At 59.2% G+C, this 20,326-nt stretch carries 20 protein-coding genes and 1 tRNA gene; 16 read left to right on the top strand and 5 right to left on the bottom strand.

All coding sequences use genetic code 11. The features are described 5' to 3' along the window. Positions 1 to 6 precede the first annotated feature (6 nt). From DBR46_RS14195 to DBR46_RS14145, 12 genes are all read left to right on the top strand, one after another. Positions 7 to 369, top strand: a complete 363-nt coding sequence (locus DBR46_RS14195) for a DUF4398 domain-containing protein (RefSeq protein ID WP_124526690.1) — start codon at positions 7 to 9, stop codon at positions 367 to 369. Next, positions 366 to 1,181 carry an OmpA family protein gene (locus tag DBR46_RS14190; protein ID WP_124526689.1) on the top strand — a complete coding sequence of 272 codons (816 nt, stop codon included), beginning with the start codon at positions 366 to 368 and terminating at the stop codon, positions 1,179 to 1,181. Before DBR46_RS14195 ends, DBR46_RS14190 begins: the two co-directional genes overlap by 4 nt. 286 nt (positions 1,182 to 1,467) lie before the next feature. After that, the gene (locus DBR46_RS14185; RefSeq protein ID WP_017739249.1) at positions 1,468 to 2,907 is read left to right on the top strand and encodes a PLP-dependent aminotransferase family protein; all 1,440 of its coding nucleotides are present in this window, start codon (positions 1,468 to 1,470) and stop codon (positions 2,905 to 2,907) included. A 104-nt stretch (positions 2,908 to 3,011) separates the two neighbouring features. Next, the gene (locus DBR46_RS14180; protein WP_124526688.1) at positions 3,012 to 3,476 is read left to right on the top strand and encodes a translation initiation factor 2; all 465 of its coding nucleotides are present in this window, start codon (positions 3,012 to 3,014) and stop codon (positions 3,474 to 3,476) included. Between the two features lie 162 nt (positions 3,477 to 3,638). After that, positions 3,639 to 3,893 carry a YkgJ family cysteine cluster protein gene (locus tag DBR46_RS14175; RefSeq protein ID WP_026137112.1) on the top strand — a complete coding sequence of 85 codons (255 nt, stop codon included), beginning with the start codon at positions 3,639 to 3,641 and terminating at the stop codon, positions 3,891 to 3,893. Between the two features lie 41 nt (positions 3,894 to 3,934). Continuing rightward, positions 3,935 to 4,540, top strand: coding sequence for an START domain-containing protein (locus DBR46_RS14170; RefSeq protein ID WP_017739246.1), 606 nt, complete (start codon positions 3,935 to 3,937; stop codon positions 4,538 to 4,540). Positions 4,541 to 4,643: 103 nt separating this feature from the next. Continuing rightward, on the top strand, positions 4,644 to 4,880 hold the full coding sequence (locus DBR46_RS14165; protein WP_124526687.1) for a hypothetical protein: 237 nt from the start codon (positions 4,644 to 4,646) through the stop codon (positions 4,878 to 4,880). Positions 4,881 to 5,093: 213 nt separating this feature from the next. After that, complete coding sequence (locus DBR46_RS14160; protein ID WP_015885395.1) at positions 5,094 to 5,435, top strand: ribonuclease E inhibitor RraB; 342 nt, start codon at positions 5,094 to 5,096, stop codon at positions 5,433 to 5,435. Positions 5,436 to 5,604: 169 nt separating this feature from the next. Beyond that, positions 5,605 to 5,772, top strand: coding sequence for a hypothetical protein (locus DBR46_RS30225; RefSeq protein ID WP_158619154.1), 168 nt, complete (start codon positions 5,605 to 5,607; stop codon positions 5,770 to 5,772). A 63-nt stretch (positions 5,773 to 5,835) separates the two neighbouring features. After that, complete coding sequence (locus DBR46_RS14155) at positions 5,836 to 7,245, top strand: circularly permuted type 2 ATP-grasp protein (protein WP_017739244.1); 1,410 nt, start codon at positions 5,836 to 5,838, stop codon at positions 7,243 to 7,245. 4 nt (positions 7,246 to 7,249) lie between these two features. Then, on the top strand, positions 7,250 to 8,200 hold the full coding sequence (locus DBR46_RS14150) for an alpha-E domain-containing protein (protein ID WP_026137110.1): 951 nt from the start codon (positions 7,250 to 7,252) through the stop codon (positions 8,198 to 8,200). Continuing rightward, the gene (locus DBR46_RS14145) at positions 8,197 to 9,000 is read left to right on the top strand and encodes a transglutaminase family protein (RefSeq protein ID WP_124526686.1); all 804 of its coding nucleotides are present in this window, start codon (positions 8,197 to 8,199) and stop codon (positions 8,998 to 9,000) included. Before DBR46_RS14150 ends, DBR46_RS14145 begins: the two co-directional genes overlap by 4 nt. Before the next feature lie 55 nt (positions 9,001 to 9,055). Here DBR46_RS14145 and DBR46_RS14140 read toward each other — a convergent pair whose 3' ends face one another. Then, positions 9,056 to 9,862 (bottom strand): cytochrome c, encoded by an 807-nt coding sequence (locus DBR46_RS14140; RefSeq protein ID WP_124526729.1) that lies wholly within the window; start codon positions 9,860 to 9,862, stop codon positions 9,056 to 9,058. Between the two features lie 650 nt (positions 9,863 to 10,512). Between DBR46_RS14140 and DBR46_RS14135 the strand changes: the two genes are divergently transcribed. The 3 genes from DBR46_RS14135 to DBR46_RS14125 all read left to right on the top strand — a co-directional run bounded on the left by DBR46_RS14135 (position 10,513) and on the right by DBR46_RS14125 (position 14,699). After that, entirely contained in the window at positions 10,513 to 11,718 is a 1,206-nt protein-coding gene (locus DBR46_RS14135) for an acetyl-CoA C-acetyltransferase (RefSeq protein WP_124526685.1), read from the top strand. 16 nt (positions 11,719 to 11,734) lie between these two features. Continuing rightward, positions 11,735 to 13,879: a 3-hydroxyacyl-CoA dehydrogenase NAD-binding domain-containing protein gene (locus tag DBR46_RS14130; protein WP_124526684.1), complete on the top strand. Its 2,145-nt coding sequence runs from the start codon at positions 11,735 to 11,737 to the stop codon at positions 13,877 to 13,879. 94 nt (positions 13,880 to 13,973) lie between these two features. Beyond that, positions 13,974 to 14,699: an amidotransferase gene (locus DBR46_RS14125; RefSeq protein WP_124526683.1), complete on the top strand. Its 726-nt coding sequence runs from the start codon at positions 13,974 to 13,976 to the stop codon at positions 14,697 to 14,699. On the opposite strand, the gene DBR46_RS14120 is transcribed toward DBR46_RS14125, so the two are convergent. From DBR46_RS14120 to DBR46_RS14110, 3 genes are all read right to left on the bottom strand, one after another. Continuing rightward, entirely contained in the window at positions 14,696 to 15,667 is a 972-nt protein-coding gene (locus DBR46_RS14120; RefSeq protein WP_124526682.1) for a magnesium and cobalt transport protein CorA, read from the bottom strand. The two genes, DBR46_RS14125 and DBR46_RS14120, sit on opposite strands and share 4 nt — an antisense overlap. A 155-nt stretch (positions 15,668 to 15,822) precedes the next feature. Continuing rightward, the gene (locus DBR46_RS14115; RefSeq protein WP_124526681.1) at positions 15,823 to 16,545 is read right to left on the bottom strand and encodes a 1-acyl-sn-glycerol-3-phosphate acyltransferase; all 723 of its coding nucleotides are present in this window, start codon (positions 16,543 to 16,545) and stop codon (positions 15,823 to 15,825) included. A 213-nt stretch (positions 16,546 to 16,758) separates the two neighbouring features. Further along, positions 16,759 to 17,451 carry a crotonase/enoyl-CoA hydratase family protein gene (locus DBR46_RS14110; RefSeq protein ID WP_124526680.1) on the bottom strand — a complete coding sequence of 231 codons (693 nt, stop codon included), beginning with the start codon at positions 17,449 to 17,451 and terminating at the stop codon, positions 16,759 to 16,761. Positions 17,452 to 17,787: 336 nt separating this feature from the next. Between DBR46_RS14110 and DBR46_RS14105 the strand changes: the two genes are divergently transcribed. Then, positions 17,788 to 17,877, top strand: a tRNA-Ser gene (locus tag DBR46_RS14105). Positions 17,878 to 18,098: 221 nt separating this feature from the next. On the opposite strand, the gene DBR46_RS14100 is transcribed toward DBR46_RS14105, so the two are convergent. Further along, positions 18,099 to 20,036: an acyltransferase family protein gene (locus tag DBR46_RS14100; protein WP_124526679.1), complete on the bottom strand. Its 1,938-nt coding sequence runs from the start codon at positions 20,034 to 20,036 to the stop codon at positions 18,099 to 18,101. Positions 20,037 to 20,326 lie beyond the last annotated feature (290 nt).

Genomic DNA, 20,326 nt, shown 5'->3' with positions numbered 1-20,326 from the left:
TTTTCAGTGACTCTTCGACCTCTTTTCGCGGCCCTCGCCGTCGCCGCCCTGGCGGGATGTGCGAGCGATCCTGCGCCGATTGAACAAATGCGCCTCACCCAGCAAGCCCTGGAACAAGCCAGTGCCGTGGGTGCCAACGCGGATGAATCGCCTGAACTGAAACTGGCCGAAGCCAAGTTTGCACGGGCCCAGGGCAGCATGGCCGATGAGTCCTACAAAAACGCACGCATGCGTGCCGAACAAGCTGAACTGGATGCGCGCCTGGCCGAAGCCCAAGTGCTGACCCGCAAGAGCCAGGAGCAGTTGAACGTGCTTAACACCCGCATCACGCGCCTGCGCAAACAGCTGCAGTTGGGAGAAGCCCAATGAGCCCGCTGATCCGTGGTCTGAGCTGCGCGTTGCTGGTGAGTAGCGCAGTGCTGGGCGGTTGTGCCAGCCATCCCAACAGTGAGCAGGCGTTGCAGCAGGCGGGCAGCGACTTCCAGAAGGTCAAGGAAGACGCCAACGTGCTGCGTTTTGCGCCCAAGGATGTGATCCGTGCCGGCGAGTCCCTGGCCCGTGCCGACCGCCTGTCCAGCTACTGGGGCAGCGGCAACGACGTTGCGCATTACGCTTACCTGAGCCAGCGCTACAGCGCCATCGCCCGCGAACACACCGAGCAGGCGCTCAACGCCGAACGTGGCGCCAAGCTCGAACTGGAACGCCAGCGCCTGCAACTGGCCCTGCGTGAAAACAAGCTGACCAGCGTGCAGCAGCAGGGCAAATGGCTCGAAGAACAGATCGCCAGCCTGACCACCACCCAGACCGATCGCGGTTTGGTGATGACCCTGGGCGACGTGCTGTTTGATACCGGCGAAGCGGAGCTGAAAAACTCGGCGAACCGCACAGTGTTGAAAATCGTCCAGTTCCTGCAACTGAACCCCAAGCGCGTGGTGCGTATCGAGGGTTACACCGACAGCACCGGTGGCGAGCAGGAAAACGTAAAACTGTCCCGTGACCGCGCGCAATCGGTGGCCGATGTGCTGGTGGACCTGGGGATCGATGAAAAACGCATCCAGGTCGAAGGGTATGGCGACCAGTATCCGGTAGAGGCCAACGCGTCCGAGCGGGGCAGGGCGCAGAACCGTCGGGTGGAGATTGTGTTCTCTGACGAGAAAGGCCAACTGGGCGCTGCTCGCTAACGCTCGACACAAATTAAAATGTGAAAACCGGCTTTTGTGGGAGCGGGCTTGCTCGCGAATACGGTCTGTCAGTCAATAGATGTTGTGACTGGAACACCGCCTTCGCGAGCAAGCCCGCTCCCACATTTGGCCTGTGTACTCCTGAAATACTCGTCACCACCCCTACAGTTTTTACTGTCACTCCCGCCCGCGCTCGACTATTGTGGCAACTGTCCCCGTACACTTCTAAACTGTGCCGGTATGTTTCACACAAAAATAAAATACCCGTGAAATCGAGTGCTGCGTCATGACCAATCTGTTGCTCTACCAACGTATCGCCCAGCAACTGGCTGAGGATATCCGGCGCGGTGTCTATCAACCGGGCGAGCGCGTGCCTTCGGTGCGCAAGATGAGCTCTCAGCTCAACGTCAGCCATGCCACGGTGCTGCAGGCCTACGCCAACCTGGAAGACCAGGGGCTGATCCGCGCGCGGCCGCAGTCTGGCTACTACGTGCACCAGACGCCAGCACTCACCGCGCCGACGCCAGACATCGCCCGTGTAGAGCGCCCGGGGTTGGTCACCCGCAGCAGCATCATCCAGCAGGTATTGGTCGAGTCGCGCCGCGAAGGCGTGTTCCCGTTGGGCGCGGCTGTGCCGAGTGTCGATTACTTGCCGGTGCGTGCACTGCACCAGCAGTTGGCCAAGGTCACGCGATTCCAGAGCCCACGGGCGTTCAGCTACATGTTCAGCCCCGGTTTCGAGCCGCTACGGCGCCAGGTGGCGATCCGCATGCGCGATGCCGGCGTGGTGGTGGATCCGTCCGAAGTGGTGATCACCCACGGTTGCGTGGATGCGTTGCAGATGTCGCTGCGGGTGCTGACGCGGCCCGGCGACCTGATCGCTGCGGAATCGCCGACGTACTACGGCTTGCTGCAACTGGCGGACCTGCTCGGCCTCAAGGTCATCGAAATTCCCAGCGACCCGGCGTCGGGCATGAGCCTGGAAGCCCTGCAACTGGCGGCCAACCAATGGTCGATCAAGGCCCTGGTGCTGACCACACGCCTGAGCAATCCCCTGGGCGGCACCATGCCCGAGGAACGGCAGAAACAATTGCTGCGCCTGGCCTCGGATTTCGATATCCAGATCGTCGAGGATGATATCTACGGCGAGCTGATGTTCGAAGTCGGCCGCACCAAGGCCCTGAAAGCCTATGACCGCCTGGATCGGGTGATCTACTGCTCGAGCTTTTCCAAGACCTTGTCCCCCGGCGTGCGGATCGGCTGGATGATTGCCGGCAAATACCAGCAGGAAATCCAGCGCTTGCAGATGTTCAGCACCCATTCGGCGTGCAGCGTCACGCAGATGGGCGTTGCCGCCTACCTGGAAAACGGTGGGTATGACCGCCACCTGCGCTATATCCGCCAGGAATACCGCAAAAATCTCAACGCTTTCCAGCTGGCGGTGCAGCAGTACTTCCCCGAAGGCACGCAGATGACCCGCCCCAGTGGTGGTTTTATCCTATGGGTCAGTTTGCCGGGGCGGGTCAATACCCAGGAACTGCACGTACGCGCCCTGCAACAGGGCATCAGCATTGCGCCGGGGTTGATTTTCAGTAACACCGAGCAGTTCAACCACTGTATTCGTCTCAACTGCGGCACGCCGTGGAACCGCGAGGCAGAGCGCGCGCTGATGACCTTGGGGATGCTCGCCAGCCAGCTGTGCCAGGAAACCGCAGCGGGCTTTTGAACCCAGGAACAGGGGCATGATCGGTAGCGGGCTAATCACCGCGCTTGTCATGCCGCGCGCAACAAGCGAGCATATGGCCCTCTGCCGTTAATGCTGTTGGCGATATGACCTCTATTTTTCGTGCTGTCTGGGTGATTGGCCTGCTAAGCCTGTGCAATGTCGGCACCGTGCTGGCGGCGGCGCCTGTGACTGAACGCGCACCTGCCGCTGCCGAGCAAAAGACGCCGGCGAAAAAAGCCCCGGTGGCGAAAAAGAAAGCCCCAGCAGTGAAAAAGCGCGCAGCGAAAGCCAGCAAGTCCGCCAGCGAAGTGGCCCAGACTAAATTGCCACCGGCACAGTTGGACCTGTCCCTGCCTTCGGACATGGTCAGGCACTTGCAGCCCATTGGCACCATGCCCAAACCCAAGAGCGTGCCCTTGCTGCCGCCGATGTTTGGTGAGAAACCCACCGACAACAGCGCCTTCCAGATCAACGGTCGCCTGCTCAGCAATGAGATGAAGCTGCAACTGCGCAATGAAGAGCGCCGTGACGTGGAAGGCGCAGCGCTGGAATTCGAGTTCAAGCAGTAAACTTTTCCCACAAACGTGACGGCGCTCTTCGACCATCTGTCGCAGACTGGTCAGTCACTTTTGTTTTCTGCGAAAAACCCCTGTTAGACCATTTTAAAACGGCTGTTTAAGGGCGTACTCTAGCCCGGCCATCCACATTGAGTCGTCGAGGACCTGCTGGTCATGAAATGCCGTGAAGGCTGTGGCGCATGCTGCATCGCCCCCTCCATCAGTTCGCCACTCCCCGGAATGCCGCAGGGCAAACCGGCGGGCGAACGCTGCCTGCACCTGTCGGTCGAACAGCTGTGCCAACTGTTCGGGCAACCGGAGCGCCCGGCGGTGTGCAGTGATTTCAAGGCGGATATCGAGGTCTGCGGCACCGACCAGGCCGATGCGATCCGGTTGATCGGCTGGTGGGAGCAGATGACGGCGGCTTGATGGGCTTTACTATCGGAACTTCAACAATAAGGAATACAACAATGGGTTCGCTGAAACGAATGGCTGTGTTGTGCGGTTTTACGGTGATGTTTGCTGCCACTGCCCAGGCTGAGGATTGGCAGGTCGCCAAGGACGAAGACGGGATCAAGGTGTCGTTGAGCGAAGTCGCCGGCTCCAAGTACAAGGCGTATCGCGGTGTGACCACGATCAAGGCGCCGGTGGCCAAGATCCAGGCACTGCAAGAAGACGTGGCGGGCGCCTGCTCCTGGATTCACGAGTGCAAATCGCAAAAACTGCTCAAGCAGGAAGGCGACAAGAGCTGGACCTACACCCAGTTCAAGGCACCGTTCCCGGTGACCGACCGTGATTCCATCCTGGAGATCACCACCTCCAAGGCCGCCGATGGCACGCTCACCCGCAAGCTGCTGGAAGTGCCCACCTATCAGCCGGAAGTCAAAGGCTACGTGCGTGTCGCCCAGGTCGAAGGTTTCTGGAAGCTGGTGCCCAAAGGCGACAACCTGACCGAAGTCACCTATCAAGTACACACCGAGCCAGGCGGCAGCGTGCCATCGTGGTTGGCCAACAAGTTCGTGGTGGACGCGCCGTTCAACACCTTGAAAGCCCTCAAGGATCACGCTGAGAAGTAAGCGCAGCCGATCAGGTGTCTCCGGCCTTGAGTGGAACGTTTGGCGAACCCTCAAGGTCCAGATAGATGTGAGCCCACACGCGGGCTTTATCGAGGAGGCACCGATGCAAACGTGGCAAATTACCTTCGTTGATGATCACGGTGAAACGGCCGTGCGTGAGTTCAACTGCGAACAAAAGCCCAGCCTCGAAGACGCTGCGCACTTGATTCGCAGCAGCGTGGTACCTGTCGCCGCCGAACTTGACCTCAATGACTACGATGGCCGGGAGTCCGAGCCCACGGTCAAGATCCTCAAAGACCAGAACAGCATTCAAATCCTCGACATCTCGCCTGCCGCCTGAACATTCCCTGATTGCCATTAAAGCGCCTCTGGTGGAGGTGATAGCTTCGCGCTACTCTGCAATCGAGATCAGCGAATGAATCGCTAAGGTCTGGTCTTGTCAGCTACATGCTTGTTTTCCAGCGGTGTTGTTATTGCCGTAGTACCCACGCTATTACGGCGTGGGCTTCGGGAAGCACGGAAAGTCTATCCATCGGTTAGAGGAGCACTTTTCATGAGCACAGCCTATCAAGAAGACATCAGCACCAACGTTCTGCGCCGCATGAAAGAAGGCGGCTTCGACTTCTCGCGTTTTCACCCCATTGAGTTCTACGCCATTTTCCCGGATGAGGAACGGGCGCGCAGAGCTGCGGGTGAGTTTCGTGGGGAATCCCTGAATGCCCAGGTCAGCGCGCGCGACGATGGCGCCTGGTACCTGGAACTGAGCAAGATCATGTTTGCCACCTACGACGGCATAGGCGACTTCGAGCAAGACTTTGAAGCCGTGGTCGAACCGTTGGGCGGGATCATCGAAGGCTGGGGCGTCAAGCAGGAGGTGCGTGGGTTACCCATGTAGCAGTATGAGAAACACAGCGTATCGGCTGACCTTTGGGTCGGCCGATTTTGTTTGTGCCGTAGGAAAACTTTTCGGAACTTGCGAACCCTTTTTCAGCACCAAAAAAAAGCCACCCAACGAGGGTGGCCTAAAGGGAAGAGCGATGTGCTGAAAGGAGCGGGTTCAGCAGATGAGCGCGATTATCCGCAGGCTGGGCCGGGCAGTGAAATCAACTCTGACTATGCTGTTGATAGTCAAAGCCCGCATTGCGATGAAGCGTGCGACAGGACAGCGGGCATTCTGCGCACCAGGACGGTGCGGCTGGATTTCTGTTTCTATTCAACTCACTGATTTTTAAGTGTTTATGCCGCTGGCACGGGCCTTGCGATGGTTCTTGCGTCCGGGTGACAAGGAGTACGGCATGATCCGCACTTATTACGATGAAATGTACGATGGGGCAGGGCAGGTCCGCCCCCATTACCGCGAATTCGCCCGCTGGTTGGCCGAAACCCCTGCTGAACTGCTGGCCCAGCGCCGGCGCGAAGCCGATTTGCTGTTTCACCGCGCCGGGATCACCTTCACCCTTTACGGCGACGAACAGGGTACCGAGCGCCTGATCCCCTTTGACACGATCCCGCGCAGCATTCCTGCCAGCGAATGGCGGATTGTCGAGCGCGGCTGCATCCAGCGGGTCAAGGCGCTGAACATGTTTCTCGCCGACCTGTACCACGAGCAACGCATCATCAAGGCCGGGATCATCCCCGCCGAGCAGGTGTTGGCCAACGAGCAGTACCAGTTGGCGATGCAGGGCCTGGACCTGCACCGCGACCTGTATTCCCACATCTCCGGGGTTGATCTCGTACGTGATGGCGACGGCACCTACTACGTGCTGGAAGACAACCTGCGTACCCCGAGCGGCGTCAGCTATATGCTCGAAGACCGCAAGATGATGATGCGCCTGTTCCCCGAACTGTTCGCTGCCCAGCGCATCGCCCCCATCGACCATTACCCCAACCTGCTGCTCGACACCCTGAAAAGCTCCAGCCCCCTGGACAACCCCAGCGTGGTGGTGCTGACGCCGGGGCGTTTCAACAGCGCGTTCTTCGAGCATGCCTTCCTGGCCCGGGAAATGGGCGTGGAGCTGGTGGAAGGCGCCGACCTGTTCGTGCGCGACGACCGCGTCTTCATGCGCACCACCGACGGCCCCAAAGCGGTGGACGTGATCTATCGCCGCCTCGACGACGCCTTCCTCGATCCGCTGGCGTTCAACCCCGACTCCATGCTCGGCGTGCCCGGCCTGCTCGCGGCCTATCGCTGCGGCAATGTGGTGCTGGCGAACGCCATCGGCACCGGGGTCGCGGATGACAAGTCGGTGTACCCCTTCGTCACCGATATGATCCGTTTTTACCTCGATGAAGAACCGATCCTGAAGAACGTTCCGACCTTCCAGTGCCGTAAGCCCGACGAACTGTCCCACGTGCTGGCCAACCTGCCGGATCTGGTCGTAAAGGAAACCCAAGGCTCCGGCGGTTACGGCATGCTGGTGGGCCCTGCGTCCACTGCGGCAGAGATCGAAGCTTTCCGCGCGCGCATCAAGGCCAAGCCCCACGCCTATATCGCCCAGCCCACTTTGTGTTTATCCACGTGCCCGACCTTTGTCGAAAACGGCATCGCGCCGCGCCATATCGACCTGCGCCCGTTCGTCTTGTCCGGCAAGGAAACCCGCGTTGTGCCGGGTGGCTTGACCCGCGTGGCCTTGCGCGAAGGCTCGCTGGTGGTCAACTCATCCCAGGGCGGCGGTACCAAAGACACTTGGGTGGTGGAGGACTGATGCCATGCTGAGTAGAACTGCCTCGGATTTGTACTGGATGTCGCGCTACCTGGAGCGCGCGGAAAACCTCGCGCGCATGCTCGATGTCAGCTATTCGCTGTCGCTGATGCCCCAGGATGGGCGCGGTGATGGCCTGCATGAACTGGCGATGCCGCTGCTGATCACCGGCACGCTGGATGATTACCGCGAGCGCCACGGTGAACTGCACGCCGAACACCTGCTGCACTTTTTCGCCCTGGATGCGGCCAACCCGGCGAGCATCTACAGCTGCCTCGGTGCGGCGCGGGCCAGCGCCCATGCCGTGCGTGGGCGAATCACCGCCGACATGTGGGAAAACATTAACGCCACTTGGCTGGATATCCGCGATATCGCCCAGCAAGGCTTGAGCCGCTACGGCATGAGCCGATTTTGTGAGTGGGTCAAGGAGCGCTCCCACCTGTTTCGCGGCGCGACCTACGGCACCATCATGCGCAACGACGCCTTTCGGTTTATTCGCCTGGGCACCTTTATCGAGCGGGCCGACAACACCCTGCGCCTGCTGGATGCGCGCTACGAAATGGCCGGCGACCAAGCCGCTGCGGTCACCGACGGCACGGCCCACGCCTACTATCAATGGAGCGCCTTGCTGCGCGCGCTGTCGTCGTTCGAGGCCTACACCGAGATCTACCGTGATGCGCCTGGCGCGCGGCAAGTCGCCGAGTTGCTGCTGTTGCGCGCCGATGTGCCGCGTTCGCTGCGCGCCTGCAGCGAAGAAATCGACCAGATCCTCGCCAGCCTGCCCGGCCTCAACGGCCGCCCGGCCCAGCGCCTGGCCGCGGAGATGGACGCGCGCCTGCGCTTTACCGCTATCGATGAAATCCTCGAGGAAGGCCTGCACGCCTGGCTGACCGACTTTATCCCCTTGGTACGCCAATTGGGCGACGCCATCTACAGTTCCTACCTGGAGGCCGCATGAGACTCTCCATCAGCCACGAAACCACCTACCACTATGACGACCAGGTTCGCGCCAGCATCCAGTACCTGCGCCTTACGCCCCACGACAGCGAGCGCCAGCACGTCCTCAGTTGGCAGCTGGACCTGCCACGCCCGGTGCGCGCCCAAGTGGACCCGTTCGGCAATATCCTGCACGTGCTGACTCTGGACGAACCCCACGACGCCATCATCATCGGCGCCCGTGGCCAGGTCGACATCGACGAACTGCGCGAGGCCGAACACGAGAGCCAGTCCGCGTTCCCCTTCCTGCGCAGCACACGCCTGACCGAGGCCGACGAGGCCCTGCGCGGCTTTGCCCGGCAACACTGCCAGCAACGTCGCGACCGCAGCGCATTGATCGACCTGATGCAGGCGCTGAATCACTCGATGGTCTACACCCCCGGCGCCACCGAAGTGGACACCAGCGCCGCCGAAGCCTTCGCTGGCCGCGCAGGCGTGTGCCAGGACCACACCCACGCGTTCCTGGCCTGCGCCCGCAGCCTGGGAGTGCCGGCGCGGTATGTGTCGGGGTATTTGTACACAGAAGACAGCGCGCACCTGGCCAGCCACGCCTGGGCCGAAGCCTGGCTGGATGACGCCTGGTACAGCTTTGACGTGACCAACCAGCTCGCACGGCCCGAGCGGCACCTGAAGCTGGCCGTGGGCCTGGACTACCTCGACGCCTGCCCGGTGCGCGGCATGCGCCGTGGCGGCGGGCATGAGCAGATGCATGCCAAGGTGTTTGTGGCGCCGACGCCGGTGATTGCGGTGCAGCAACAGTAATCGGCAGAGCGGAGCAGATCAACTGTGGACGCTCCCACAGGGGACTGCGCTGGGCTCAAGGCTGTTGTTTACGCCCTGACATATGTTTCAGGTAACTCACCAACAACTCCAACTCGCTGTCCGGCAACACACTGGCCGCAAACCCCGGCATCTTCGCCTGCGGCCAATGCCTCAGGCTTTGCGGGTCACGGATATAACGCTTGAGGAAATCCCCGCCGAAATACTCCGTGGGGTTGTAGGGAATATTCAGGTCCGGCCCCACCTGCGCATCGCCAGCGCCATTGAGGCGGTGGCAGGCCAGGCAGTTCTTCTGGAACAGCGCAAAGCCCTGGTTGATCGGATCATCGGCGGCCAGTTTCGGGTCCGGCAACAGGGCCGGAAACCGTTCGGCCACGCCCTTCAACTGCTTGATCACGGCAACCTGGAAGGGCCACTGCTCCGGGCTGATATGGCCGGTTTGCGGGTCCGTCCACACCAGGTAAAACGGCCCGGCGCTCGGTTTGCCCGGCGCCAGTGCGGGCCACGGATCCGCCGGGTCTTCCACCGCCAGCCAGGCGCGGGCGCCACGTTTCTCCAGCAACGGGGCAGCAGCGAGTTCGGCCGCGAACCCATCCAGGGCAACCGCTTGCAGATGGCTCTGCGGGTCAAGGCCGGGTAGGAGCACCGCCAGGGGCACTGCGCGATATTTCATGCTGCGCTTGTAGGAAACGTCATCGACGATCTGCACCGTTTGCGCATCCGGATGCTTGAGCAGCTCGGCGGTCTGCCAGGTCTTGCTGGCGTGGTCCAGTTCGACGGTCAATTGCGCCGCCGCGACCGGCAGGGTGAAGAACAAGGCGAGGAGGGCGAGGATCGATTTCAAGAGGAAGGCCCGATACAAAGTGGCGATGGCGCCCACGATACCGGAAATGCGCAGGCAAAAAGACAGCTCCTGCAACAGGACCGCTATGCGCAATGTCCCGGCAGGAGCTGCCAAAAGCTGCAGTCCTGATGCTGTGTGTGCACGGAATGTGTGGGCTGAAGGGTCACCCAATGACCTTGGTCAGATTGGGCAAGATCAGAATCAGTGTGGTGGCGAACAGAATAAGTCCCGCCTGACGTACTTTCGAATGTTTGAACATGGCTGACTGCCTTTTGTTGTTATTCCTGAGCGTCAAATACGTGCCGGTCAATTTCAGTATTGCGCTGTGGCGTGACACTTTTCTTACAGCTGCTCCAGCAAAACCCGGCAGCAGCCTCCTACTGATTCAACCTTAGAGCCCTCGTTCTGCGTGGCTTAGATCCATTTCATATCAGCTAATCAATATTTGCGCTAAAAAAGGCATGAGGCGTAACGCCATCTTGGCGCCAGACCGTTGGCTAGACAGCTAAAACGATTAACCCGCTGATCGCTTCCACTGCCTACCGTTCGTCCGAGCGTGGGGGTCAAAAGCAATGAGCGCATCCGTCATTGAAACCGTGTCAATCGGGCCTAAGGTAAGGGGCACACATGCACAGCGGTTCGAGGACGTCATGACCCAAGCTTTGATCTTTGATGCGATACGCACGCCCCGTGGCAAAGGCAAGGCCGACGGCGCCTTGCACAGCGTCAAGCCGGTAAACCTGGTGGCCGGCCTGCTCAGTGCGCTGGCGCGGCGCACGGACCTCGACACGCACCAGGTGGATGACATCGTCCTCGGCTGCGTCACCCCGGTGGGCGACCAGGGTGCCGACATCGCCAAGACCGCTGCGCTGGTGGCGGACTGGGACATCAGCGTCGCCGGCGTGCAGGTCAATCGCTTCTGCGCCTCGGGCCTGGAAGCGGTGAACCTTGGCGCGATGAAAGTACGTTCCGGCTTTGAAGACCTGGTGGTGGTCGGCGGCGTCGAGTCCATGTCCCGCGTGCCCATGGGCAGCGACGGTGGCGCCTGGGTGCTGGACCCGCACACCAATCTGCACAGCCATTTCACGCCCCAGGGCATCGGCGCGGACCTGATCGCCACCCTGGAAGGCTTCACGCGCCAGGATGTGGACGCTTTCGCCCTACATTCCCAGCAGAAAGCGGCCAGGGCTCGTGCAGACGGTTCCTTCAACAAATCGCTGATCGCGGTGCAGGACCAGAACGGCATCGTATTGCTCGACCACGATGAATTCATCCGTGGCGACTCCACCCTCGAAGGCCTCAGCAAGCTCAAGCCCAGCTTTGAGATGATCGGGCAGATGGGCTTCGACGCCACCGCGCTGCGGGTCTACAGCCATGTGGAGCGCATCAACCATGTTCACACGCCGGGCAACAGTTCCGGGATTGTCGACGGCGCGGCGCTGATGCTGATCGGCTCCGAAGCCAAGGGCCGCGAGCTGGGCCTGCAACCCCGTGCGCGCATCGTCGCCACGGCGGTGACCAGCACCGACCCGACCATCATGCTCACCGGCCCTGCGCCGGCGACGCGCAAGGCCCTGGCCAAGGCCGGCTTGCGCGTGGGAGACATCGACCTGTTTGAAGTCAACGAAGCGTTTGCCTCGGTGGTCCTCAAATTCATCAAGGACATGGGCATCGACGCCGACCGGGTCAACGTCAACGGCGGCTCCATCGCCATGGGCCATCCCTTGGGCGCCACCGGCTGCGCGATTCTCGGCACCTTGCTCGACGAGCTGGAAGCGCGCCAGCAGCGCTACGGCCTGGCCACCCTGTGTGTCGGCGGTGGCATGGGCATCGCCACCATCATCGAACGGCTCTGAGCCCAAGGATTCCAACATGACCCAAGCTATTCGTTACGAAAAAGGCCAGGACCAGATCGTCGTGCTCACCCTCGACATGCCCGGCCAGAGTGCCAACACCATGAACGGCGTGTACCGCGAGGCCATGGCCGCGACGGTCGAGCGCCTGGAAGCAGAAAAAGACGCGTTGGCCGGCGTGGTCATCACCTCAGCGAAGAAGACCTTTTTTGCCGGTGGCGACCTCAATGAACTGATCAAGGTCGACAAGGCCCACGCCAAGGATTTCTACGACGGCGTACGGGTGCTCAAGGCACAACTGCGCCGCCTGGAAACCCTCGGCAAGCCGGTGGTCGCCGCGATCAATGGCGCAGCGCTGGGCGGCGGCTGGGAGATTTGCCTGGCGTGCCATTACCGCGTCGCGCTGGACGATAAATCGGTGCAGCTCGGCCTGCCGGAAGTCACCCTGGGTTTACTGCCTGGCGGTGGCGGCGTGGTGCGCATGGTGCGCATGCTCGGGCTGGAAAAGGCCCTGCCGTACTTGTTGGAGGGCAAAAAAGTCCGGCCACAACAGGCGTTGCAGGCCGGGCTGGTCAATGAACTGGCGGCGGATCGCGATGAACTGTTGGCCAAGTCCCGCGCCTGGATCCTGGCCAACCCCGAGGCCTGGCAGCCTTGGGACAACAAGGGTTACCAAATCCCCGGCGGTACGCCGTCGAATCCGAAGGTGGCGCAGATGCTGGCCATCGCACCGTCGATCCTGCGCAGTAAAACCCAGGGCTGTTTCCCCGCCCCGGAGAAAATCCTGTGTGCCGCCGTGGAAGGTGCCCAGGTGGATATCGACACCGCGCATTTGATCGAAACCCGCTACTTCACCGAACTGGTGACCGGGCAGGTGGCGAAAAACATGATCGGCACCTTCTGGTTTCAACTCAATGAAATCAACGCCGGCAGCTCGCGGCCACAAGGCGTTGCGCCCTACGTCACGCGTAAGGTCGGCGTGCTCGGCGCCGGGATGATGGGCGCGGGTATCGCGTATGTCAGCGCCAGTGCCGGGGTTGAGGTGGTGCTCAAGGACATCAACCTGGCGGCGGCCGAGAAGGGCAAGGCACACTCGGCGGCGTTGCTGGACAAGAAAGTCAGCCGTGGGCAATTGACCGCCGAACAGCGCGAAACCATCCTCGCGCGGATTCATCCTACGGCGGAGGACGCCGACCTGGCGGGGTGTGATTTGATCATCGAGGCGGTGTTCGAAGAACGCGAACTCAAGGCCAAGGTGTCCGCTGCGGCGCAACGTGTGGTCGGTACCGACGCGGTGATCGCCTCCAACACTTCGACCTTGCCCATCAGCGGGCTGGCGACGGCCGTGCCGGACCAAGGCAAGTTTATCGGCCTGCATTTCTTCAGCCCGGTGGACAAGATGCCCTTGGTGGAAATCATCAAGGGCGCCCACACCTCGGACGAAACCCTGGCCCGCGGTTTCGACTTCGTACTGCAAATCAAGAAAACCCCGATTGTGGTCAACGACAGTCGCGGCTTTTTCACCTCGCGGGTGTTCGGCACCTTTACCAACGAAGGCATCGCCATGCTTGGCGAAGGCGTGGCCGCGCCCATGATCGAGACCGAAGCACGCAAGGCCGGTATGCCGGTGGGGCCGTTGGCGGTATCCGATGAAGTGTCCCTCAGCCTTATGAGCCATATCCGACAGCAGACGGCCAAGGATCTACAGGCCGAAGGTAAGGCCGTGCCGACGCATCCGGCGACGCTGGTGATTGATCTGTTGGTCAACGAGTACAAGCGCTTGGGCAAGGCGGCAGGCGGCGGTTTTTACGATTATCCCGCCGATGGTCAGAAGCAGCTGTGGCCTGAACTGAAAAGCCGCTTCGAACGGCCTGGGCAACGCATCTCGGCGCAGGATGTGCGTGACCGCTTGCTGTTTATCCAGGCCATCGAAACCGTGCGTTGTGTGGAGGAAGGCGTGCTGCTGTCCACGGCTGACGCCAACGTCGGCTCGATCTTCGGCATCGGCTTTGCCGCCTGGAGTGGCGGCGCGTTGCAGTTCATCAATCAGTATGGCTTGAACGACTTCATCGCCCGCGCCCGCTATCTGGCCGAGCAGTATGGTGAGCGCTTCTCACCGCCGGCGTTGCTGCTGGAAAAAGCCGCGCAGGGTGCTAGCTTCTAGGGCATGGGCGCACGGGCAGGGCTTGCCTTGAAGGGGTATTTCAAGGCAGGCTCTGGGGTGTGCATTATTCCCATCACCGTGTCAGGTATTTTTTATGTCGCTACGCGTCTGCATTCTGGAAACCGATTTTTTGCGCCCGGAGTTGGTGGATCAATATCAGGGTTACGGGCAGATGTTCCAGCGTCTGTTTTCCCAGCAGCCGATCGCGGCCGAGTTCACCGTGTACAACGTGATGAACGGCGATTACCCAGCGGACGAGCAGGTGTTCGACGCCTACCTCGTCACCGGCAGCAAGGCCGACTCGTTCGGCACCGACCCGTGGATCCAGACCCTCAAGACCTACCTGCTCAACCGCTACGAGCGCGGCGACAAACTCTTGGGCATCTGCTTCGGCCACCAGTTGCTGGCACTGCTGCTGGGCGGCAAGAGCGAGCGCGCGAGCCAAGGCTGGGGCGTGGGCATCCACAACTATCAAATGGCCGCCAAGGCGCCGTGGATCAGCCCGGTGGTGGAGGAACTGACCCTGCTGATCAGCCACCAGGACCAGGTCACCGCGCTACCGGAAAACGCCACCGTCATTGCTTCCAGCGATTTCTGCCCGTTTGCCGCGTACCACATCAATGACCAGGTGTTGTGCTTCCAGGGCCACCCGGAATTTATCCACGATTATTCCCGCGCCTTGCTGGATATTCGCCAGCAAAACCTCGGCGAGAAGATCTACAGCAGCGGTGTGGCGAGCCTGGAGCATGACCACCACGGCGTGACCGTGGCGGAATGGATGATGCGTTTTGTCGCGCACAAACCTGGCGCTGTGGCTTAAAGCCAGCCCGAACGTTTGAAGCTGGCCCACAGCCCTGTGCAGCCAAACGCGATAAACCCGAGCACCGCAAAATAGCCGTAGTGCCATTGCAGCTCGGGCATGTTCTGGAAGTTCATCCCATAAATCCCTGCGACCGCCGTGGGGAACGCGAGGATCGCCGCCCACGCGGCGAACTTGCGCTGCACCACGCTCTGGCGCGACGCCTCCAGCAACACACCGATCTCGATGGTCTGGCTGGCGATATCGCGCAGGGTGGTGAGGTCTTCCATTTGCCGCGTCACGTGGATCTGCACGTCACGGAAATACGGGCGCATGTTCTTGTCGATAAACGGGAAGCTCAGCTTCTGCAACTCCTGGCTGATCTCCACCATCGGCGCGACATAACGCTTGAGTCGCAGCACATCGCGGCGCAGGCCGTGAATCTTCTGGATATCGCGTTCATTCAATGAGCTGCACAGCACGTTGCGCTCCAGCTCATCGATCTCGGCATGGATCGCTTCGCTGACCGGCTGGTAGTTCTCGGTGACAAAATCCAGCAGCGCATAGAGTACGAAATCCTCCCCATGCTCCAGCAACAGCGGCCGCGCCTCACAGCGCTGGCGCACAAAACCGTAGGATGCCGAGTGGCCGTTACGTGCGGTGATGATATAGCCGTTGCCGGCAAAGATATGGGTCTCGATAAACACCAGCTTGCCGTTCTCGCGCACCGGTGAGTAGGTGACGATAAACAGCGCGTCACCGAAGGTTTCCAGCTTCGGGCGGCTGTGTTTTTCCAGGGCGTCTTCGATGGCCAGTTCATGCAGGTTGAACTGGCGTTGCAGGTTGGCCAGCTCCTGGGCGCTGGGTTCTTCCAGGCCGATCCATACAAAGTGGCCGGGTTTGGCGGCCCAGGCCGCGCCTTCGTCGAGGGTGATATCAGTAACTTTCTTACCGGCGCTGTAGACGGCGGCCGCAACAACTCTACCCATGGTGCTGATCACTTCTTATTAGGAGGACAGGTGTTGGGCAGCTTAGCCTGAAAGGCGTTCCGTTGTTGCGGCGAGCTAGCTTGTTGTGGCGGTGGCGAGCTTGTTGTGGCGAGCGAGCTTGCTCGCGCTGGGGTGCGAAGCGCCCCCAACGATTCTCAGCCCGCCCGCAGCTCCTGATCCATCTGCGTAATACACGCCTCCATCTGCACCTGACACGCCTGCATCAACCTCGGCACGTCATCCACCGTCATCCCCACCGTAGGAATCGGCGGCAACGAGCGTATGAGCACATCACCACTGTTCCAGCGATTCAGCCGCATATGCGTGACGTAATTGCTCACGCACACCTGCACGATGGGCACGCCGGCCGCAATCGCCATATGGAACGCGCCTTTCTTGAACGGCAGCAGACCTTTGCCCAGGTTGCGCGTGCCCTCGGGGAACACCCAGATCGAGGTGTCTTTGTGTTGCAGGGTATCGGTGGTGGTGAGCATCGCCCGGCGCGCCTTGTGCGCGTTGCCCCGGTCGATCAGCACATTGCCCGCCAACCAGAACAACTGGCCGAACAGCGGCACCCATTTCAGACTTTTCTTGGCGATGCACACGGTGCGATAGGGCACCACGTTGCCGAACACAAACAGGTCATAGTTGGACTGGTGGTTGGCGATGATCACGCAACCGCTCGGCTTGTCTCGCAGCGAGTCCACCTCGGTCTTGACGTTCAGCCCCAGAATCCACATGGCCGGCAGCGCGTAGAGGCGTGCACACAGGCGACTGTTGTCCGGGTTGAACGGCCGGCAGATCCCGATGAAAACGCCCAACACACCAGCGATCATAAAATGCAGGCCCATCAACAACATACGCAACAGAAAAAGCATCGACACGGCCTATCGAGACAAAAGGTGGCGCAGTGTACGGATGTGCACTGTATTCGGCAATTACCCCTGTAGAGGTAGGAGATAGGCGATGTTTAAGTACATGTTTCAGCCTGTGCCAGCAGCGTCTGGCTAGAGCGGTTAAAGGTGTTTCGGATTTCTTTGTAAGAAAAAGCCCGACTCAAGGTCGGGCTCTAGTGCTGCGGATGTAGGCGGTCAGCTCAGGTTATGCCCCTGATCCTGGATGATGGCGTCGTCCAGGGCCTCCAGCAGTTCTTTGCGCACCTTCAATTTGGTGTGCTTGTGCGCATTCATATTGATCTTCTTCAGCTGTCGCGCTGCTTCCAGCGCTGCCGCGTGCAGTTCTTCAGGCGCCACCACCTTATCCAGGAAGCCAGCCTGCAACGCGCCCTGCGGGTCAAACATCTCGGCATTGATTACCGAACGATGAAACGCCGACTTGCGCAGGCGATCCCGCGCCAATTCGATCCCGGCATGGTGCATGGTCATGCCGATGGCCACTTCATTCAGGCCAATGCTGAACGGGCCCTCGACCCCAATCCGATAATCCGCCGACAACAACAGGAACGCGCCCTTGGCCACCGCATGCCCAGGGCACGCCACAATCACCGGGAACGGGTGCGACAACAGACGGCGTGCCAGCGTCGAACCCGACGTCACCAAACCAATCGCCTCTTTAGGGCCGGCGGTCATCACCTTCAAATCATAACCACCGGACAAAATCCCCGGCGTGCCGGTGATAATCACCACCGCCCGATCCTTCTCCGCCTGATCCAGCGCTGTGTTAAACGCACTGACCACATCCGGAGAAATGGCATTCACCTTGCCGTTGCTCAACGTCAGGGTCGCGATACCGTCTTCGAGGTGGTAAGCAATCAACTCACTCATGACGCGGTTCCTTGTAGGACTTGTTATAGATAGGCTGTTTATAGACGAGCATGCACAGACGTTACCCACCACGCCCTTCCCGGTAAAGCGCCATGACTGACTACCCAGTCAGACTTTTCCCGCCTGCCCCGCGCTGGGCGGCCTAGGGCAGGGCACAACAGCCTCCCCGGGCGTGCGCTGCCGATGCCCGAGAATGGCAGAAACACCGCACCTTGCTGGGGAGGAAATGGCATTTCCCGCTAAGCGCATGAAAATTCTGAAAAAAACCTTTGCCATCTGAAAGGCTTTCGACTACATTAGCGCGCCTCGACAGACTGAACTAGTTTGACGAGATACGGTGAAGTGTCCGAGTGGCTTAAGGAGCACGCCTGGAAAGTGTGTATACAAGAAATTGTATCGAGAGTTCGAATCTCTCCTTCACCGCCACATTAAGTAAACACAAACCCCCGGTTTTCCTAGAGGAAACCGGGGGTTTGTGGTTTCTGGCGTCTGGAAAAATACCTGGCTGTCACCTCGGCGTTGGGTAGGGCAATCAACGTGCAGTGATTTGCATGAGATGCGTGCTATGGGTGTTTCTGCTTGAAGGGGATCTGAGGGGATCCCCTTCGGCAAATACCATCGGCGATTTATTGGGTGTTGCCTTGAAATTAAAAGACCGCTTGAAACATCGGAATCAATCGTCTGTTGCCAAACTCGCTTAGATGGCTGGCGTCATAATAATAAGGTCTGCCTGACTCACTTCCATAACAGGTTGCCGGGTCGCAAAGATAGGCGACGGAGTCAAGAATGGTCGCGCCACACTCTTCTGCTGCGGCATCTTGAGCTGAGAACACAACCGCGTGCCTTTTTGTATAGGCGTCCATGCTGATCGATACTTCAGCCCGCTCACTGACCATGAGCTTTCTCGAGAGGAGCTTTGGTACGTTCAGCGGCATTTCAGGGAAGGGACGGACCAGGTACACCTTTCGTTTTTTAGATATTTCGCAGATCGTCTTGATGTAATGGGTCTTGTATTCGGCGAGGAACTCCGGGGTTGCACGGTCATACGGTTTGCTGAAGTAAATATAGGGTGCCCCCTTTGGATGTGTTGTCCCGCCTTCGTCACCCATGGGATAGGACGATGAACGATTGACAATGATGACAGGGATTTTTGTGTCTAGGGCGTTGAGCTTTTCGGCTGCCCACTCATTGAACTCCCTGCATTGACGATCATTAATAACCAGATTCAAGCCAAATATGGTCGGGCAGCTTGCGTAACTCCATTCTTGAACCTTCAGGTTTTTATCGGGTAGCGCCTCTAAAACGGCGGTCACCGCAGAATCTGCGTGACTGTCCCCTAATACGATGGCCGCTATCTCGCCCGGCCCACCATAGTTGCAAGATGGCGACTCCACGCCCGACGAAATCATGCATTCTCGTCTTCTTGGGTTCATGTTTCCCGCCTCATTTTCGGCGACTGCAATGGCGGCAGGCGTTCGGCTCGGGAAACCAGTGCCTCTGAAGACTTGCGCTGATCCGATGATGAGTACCATCGCGCACGCAAGAGCAAAAAAACTTTTGCGGGGTGTTGTGCTTTTTAGTCGGCGTTGTGGTGCTTGTTCGAAAAGCAAATAGGAGGCAGTGCCTAAGAGAACGGTTAGTAGTAAACCAGCCAGCATCCATGTTGATTTCTCTAGGAGCTGGAAGTACACGAGCGTCACGACGACAGGCCAGTGCCATAGGTACAGCGAGTAGGATATTTTGCCGCACCATTGCATGGCGCGGTTTTCAAGCAGCCATAGTTTACTTGCACTCCATATCACCAGAGCACAACCCAGTACGGGGGCGATTGTTGAAATGCCTGGCCATTTCCCGCCTCCTTTGAGAAAAAGGCTGGATAGGATCACAAGCGCCAGACCGAGGAGCCCGAGATAATATTTGGAATGTGTGCTTGGCTTTTTGGCAGCTAACAAACACACGAGTCCGCCAACAGCCATTTCCCAGGCGCGTGTGCCAAGCGAGTAAAAGTTCAAAGAGGCTTTGCTTTCAGCTACCAGGCTGGAGAAAACATATGAGGCGACTGCCAGTAAGGCCAGTGCGCAAATTAACACTGTGTTTTTCTTGGATAATTTCAATACACCCAGGATAAACAACGGATAGGCCAGGTAGAATTGCCACTCAACTGAAAGCGACCAGGTGTGCAGTAACCATTTTTCATGGGAGGCGCTATCAAAATAGCCGGCATCTGCCATGAACTTCTGGTTTGAATAAAAAAGCAGGCTGGACTTTACCTGTTTTGCCAACTCTTTGAGCTCGTTGGGCGGCAGGTAGAACCATCCCAGGAGCAAAAGGAGCGCGCAAAGTGCAATTAATGCTGGGAATATACGCGAGGCTCGAGATAAGTAGAAATCGAAAAGGCTAAACTTTTTTTGCTCAATTCTAGAGGTGATTATCTCGGTCATTAAGTACCCAGAAATAACAAAGAATACATCGACCCCAACGAACCCTCCTCCGAAAGCAGTGATGCCAAAGTGGTAAAGAATTACTGCGATTACAGCGACTGCTCGAAGCCCATTAATATCTTTTCTAAAAGTAGCTTTTTGCACTGAGAACTATCCATTTCCGTTGCGTAGAGGACTAGCTTAACGATGTATCATGCCTGATACATTTGGTTATATGAAGCATTTTGCCATTACGTGTGGTCAGAGGGGGCGCCATTTCGGGACATTGCGCAGCATCGTCATTAATTTCAGGCGGTCTGTGCCGATCGAAAGCATGAGGAAAAACGCCAAAACGGTTAGCGCATGGCTATTTTTCGGGCACGGTGTGGGAAAAAGGAAATTTTAGTAATGGGTAGGTCTGAACGGGATGAGGCGCTTGTAAACCCAGGCCTTGG

Source organism: Pseudomonas sp. KBW05 (genome assembly GCF_003852405.1).
Taxonomy (GTDB): domain Bacteria; phylum Pseudomonadota; class Gammaproteobacteria; order Pseudomonadales; family Pseudomonadaceae; genus Aquipseudomonas.
The sequence above is the reverse complement of the archived record's forward strand: the minus strand, read 5'-3'. Positions and strand labels throughout refer to the sequence as shown.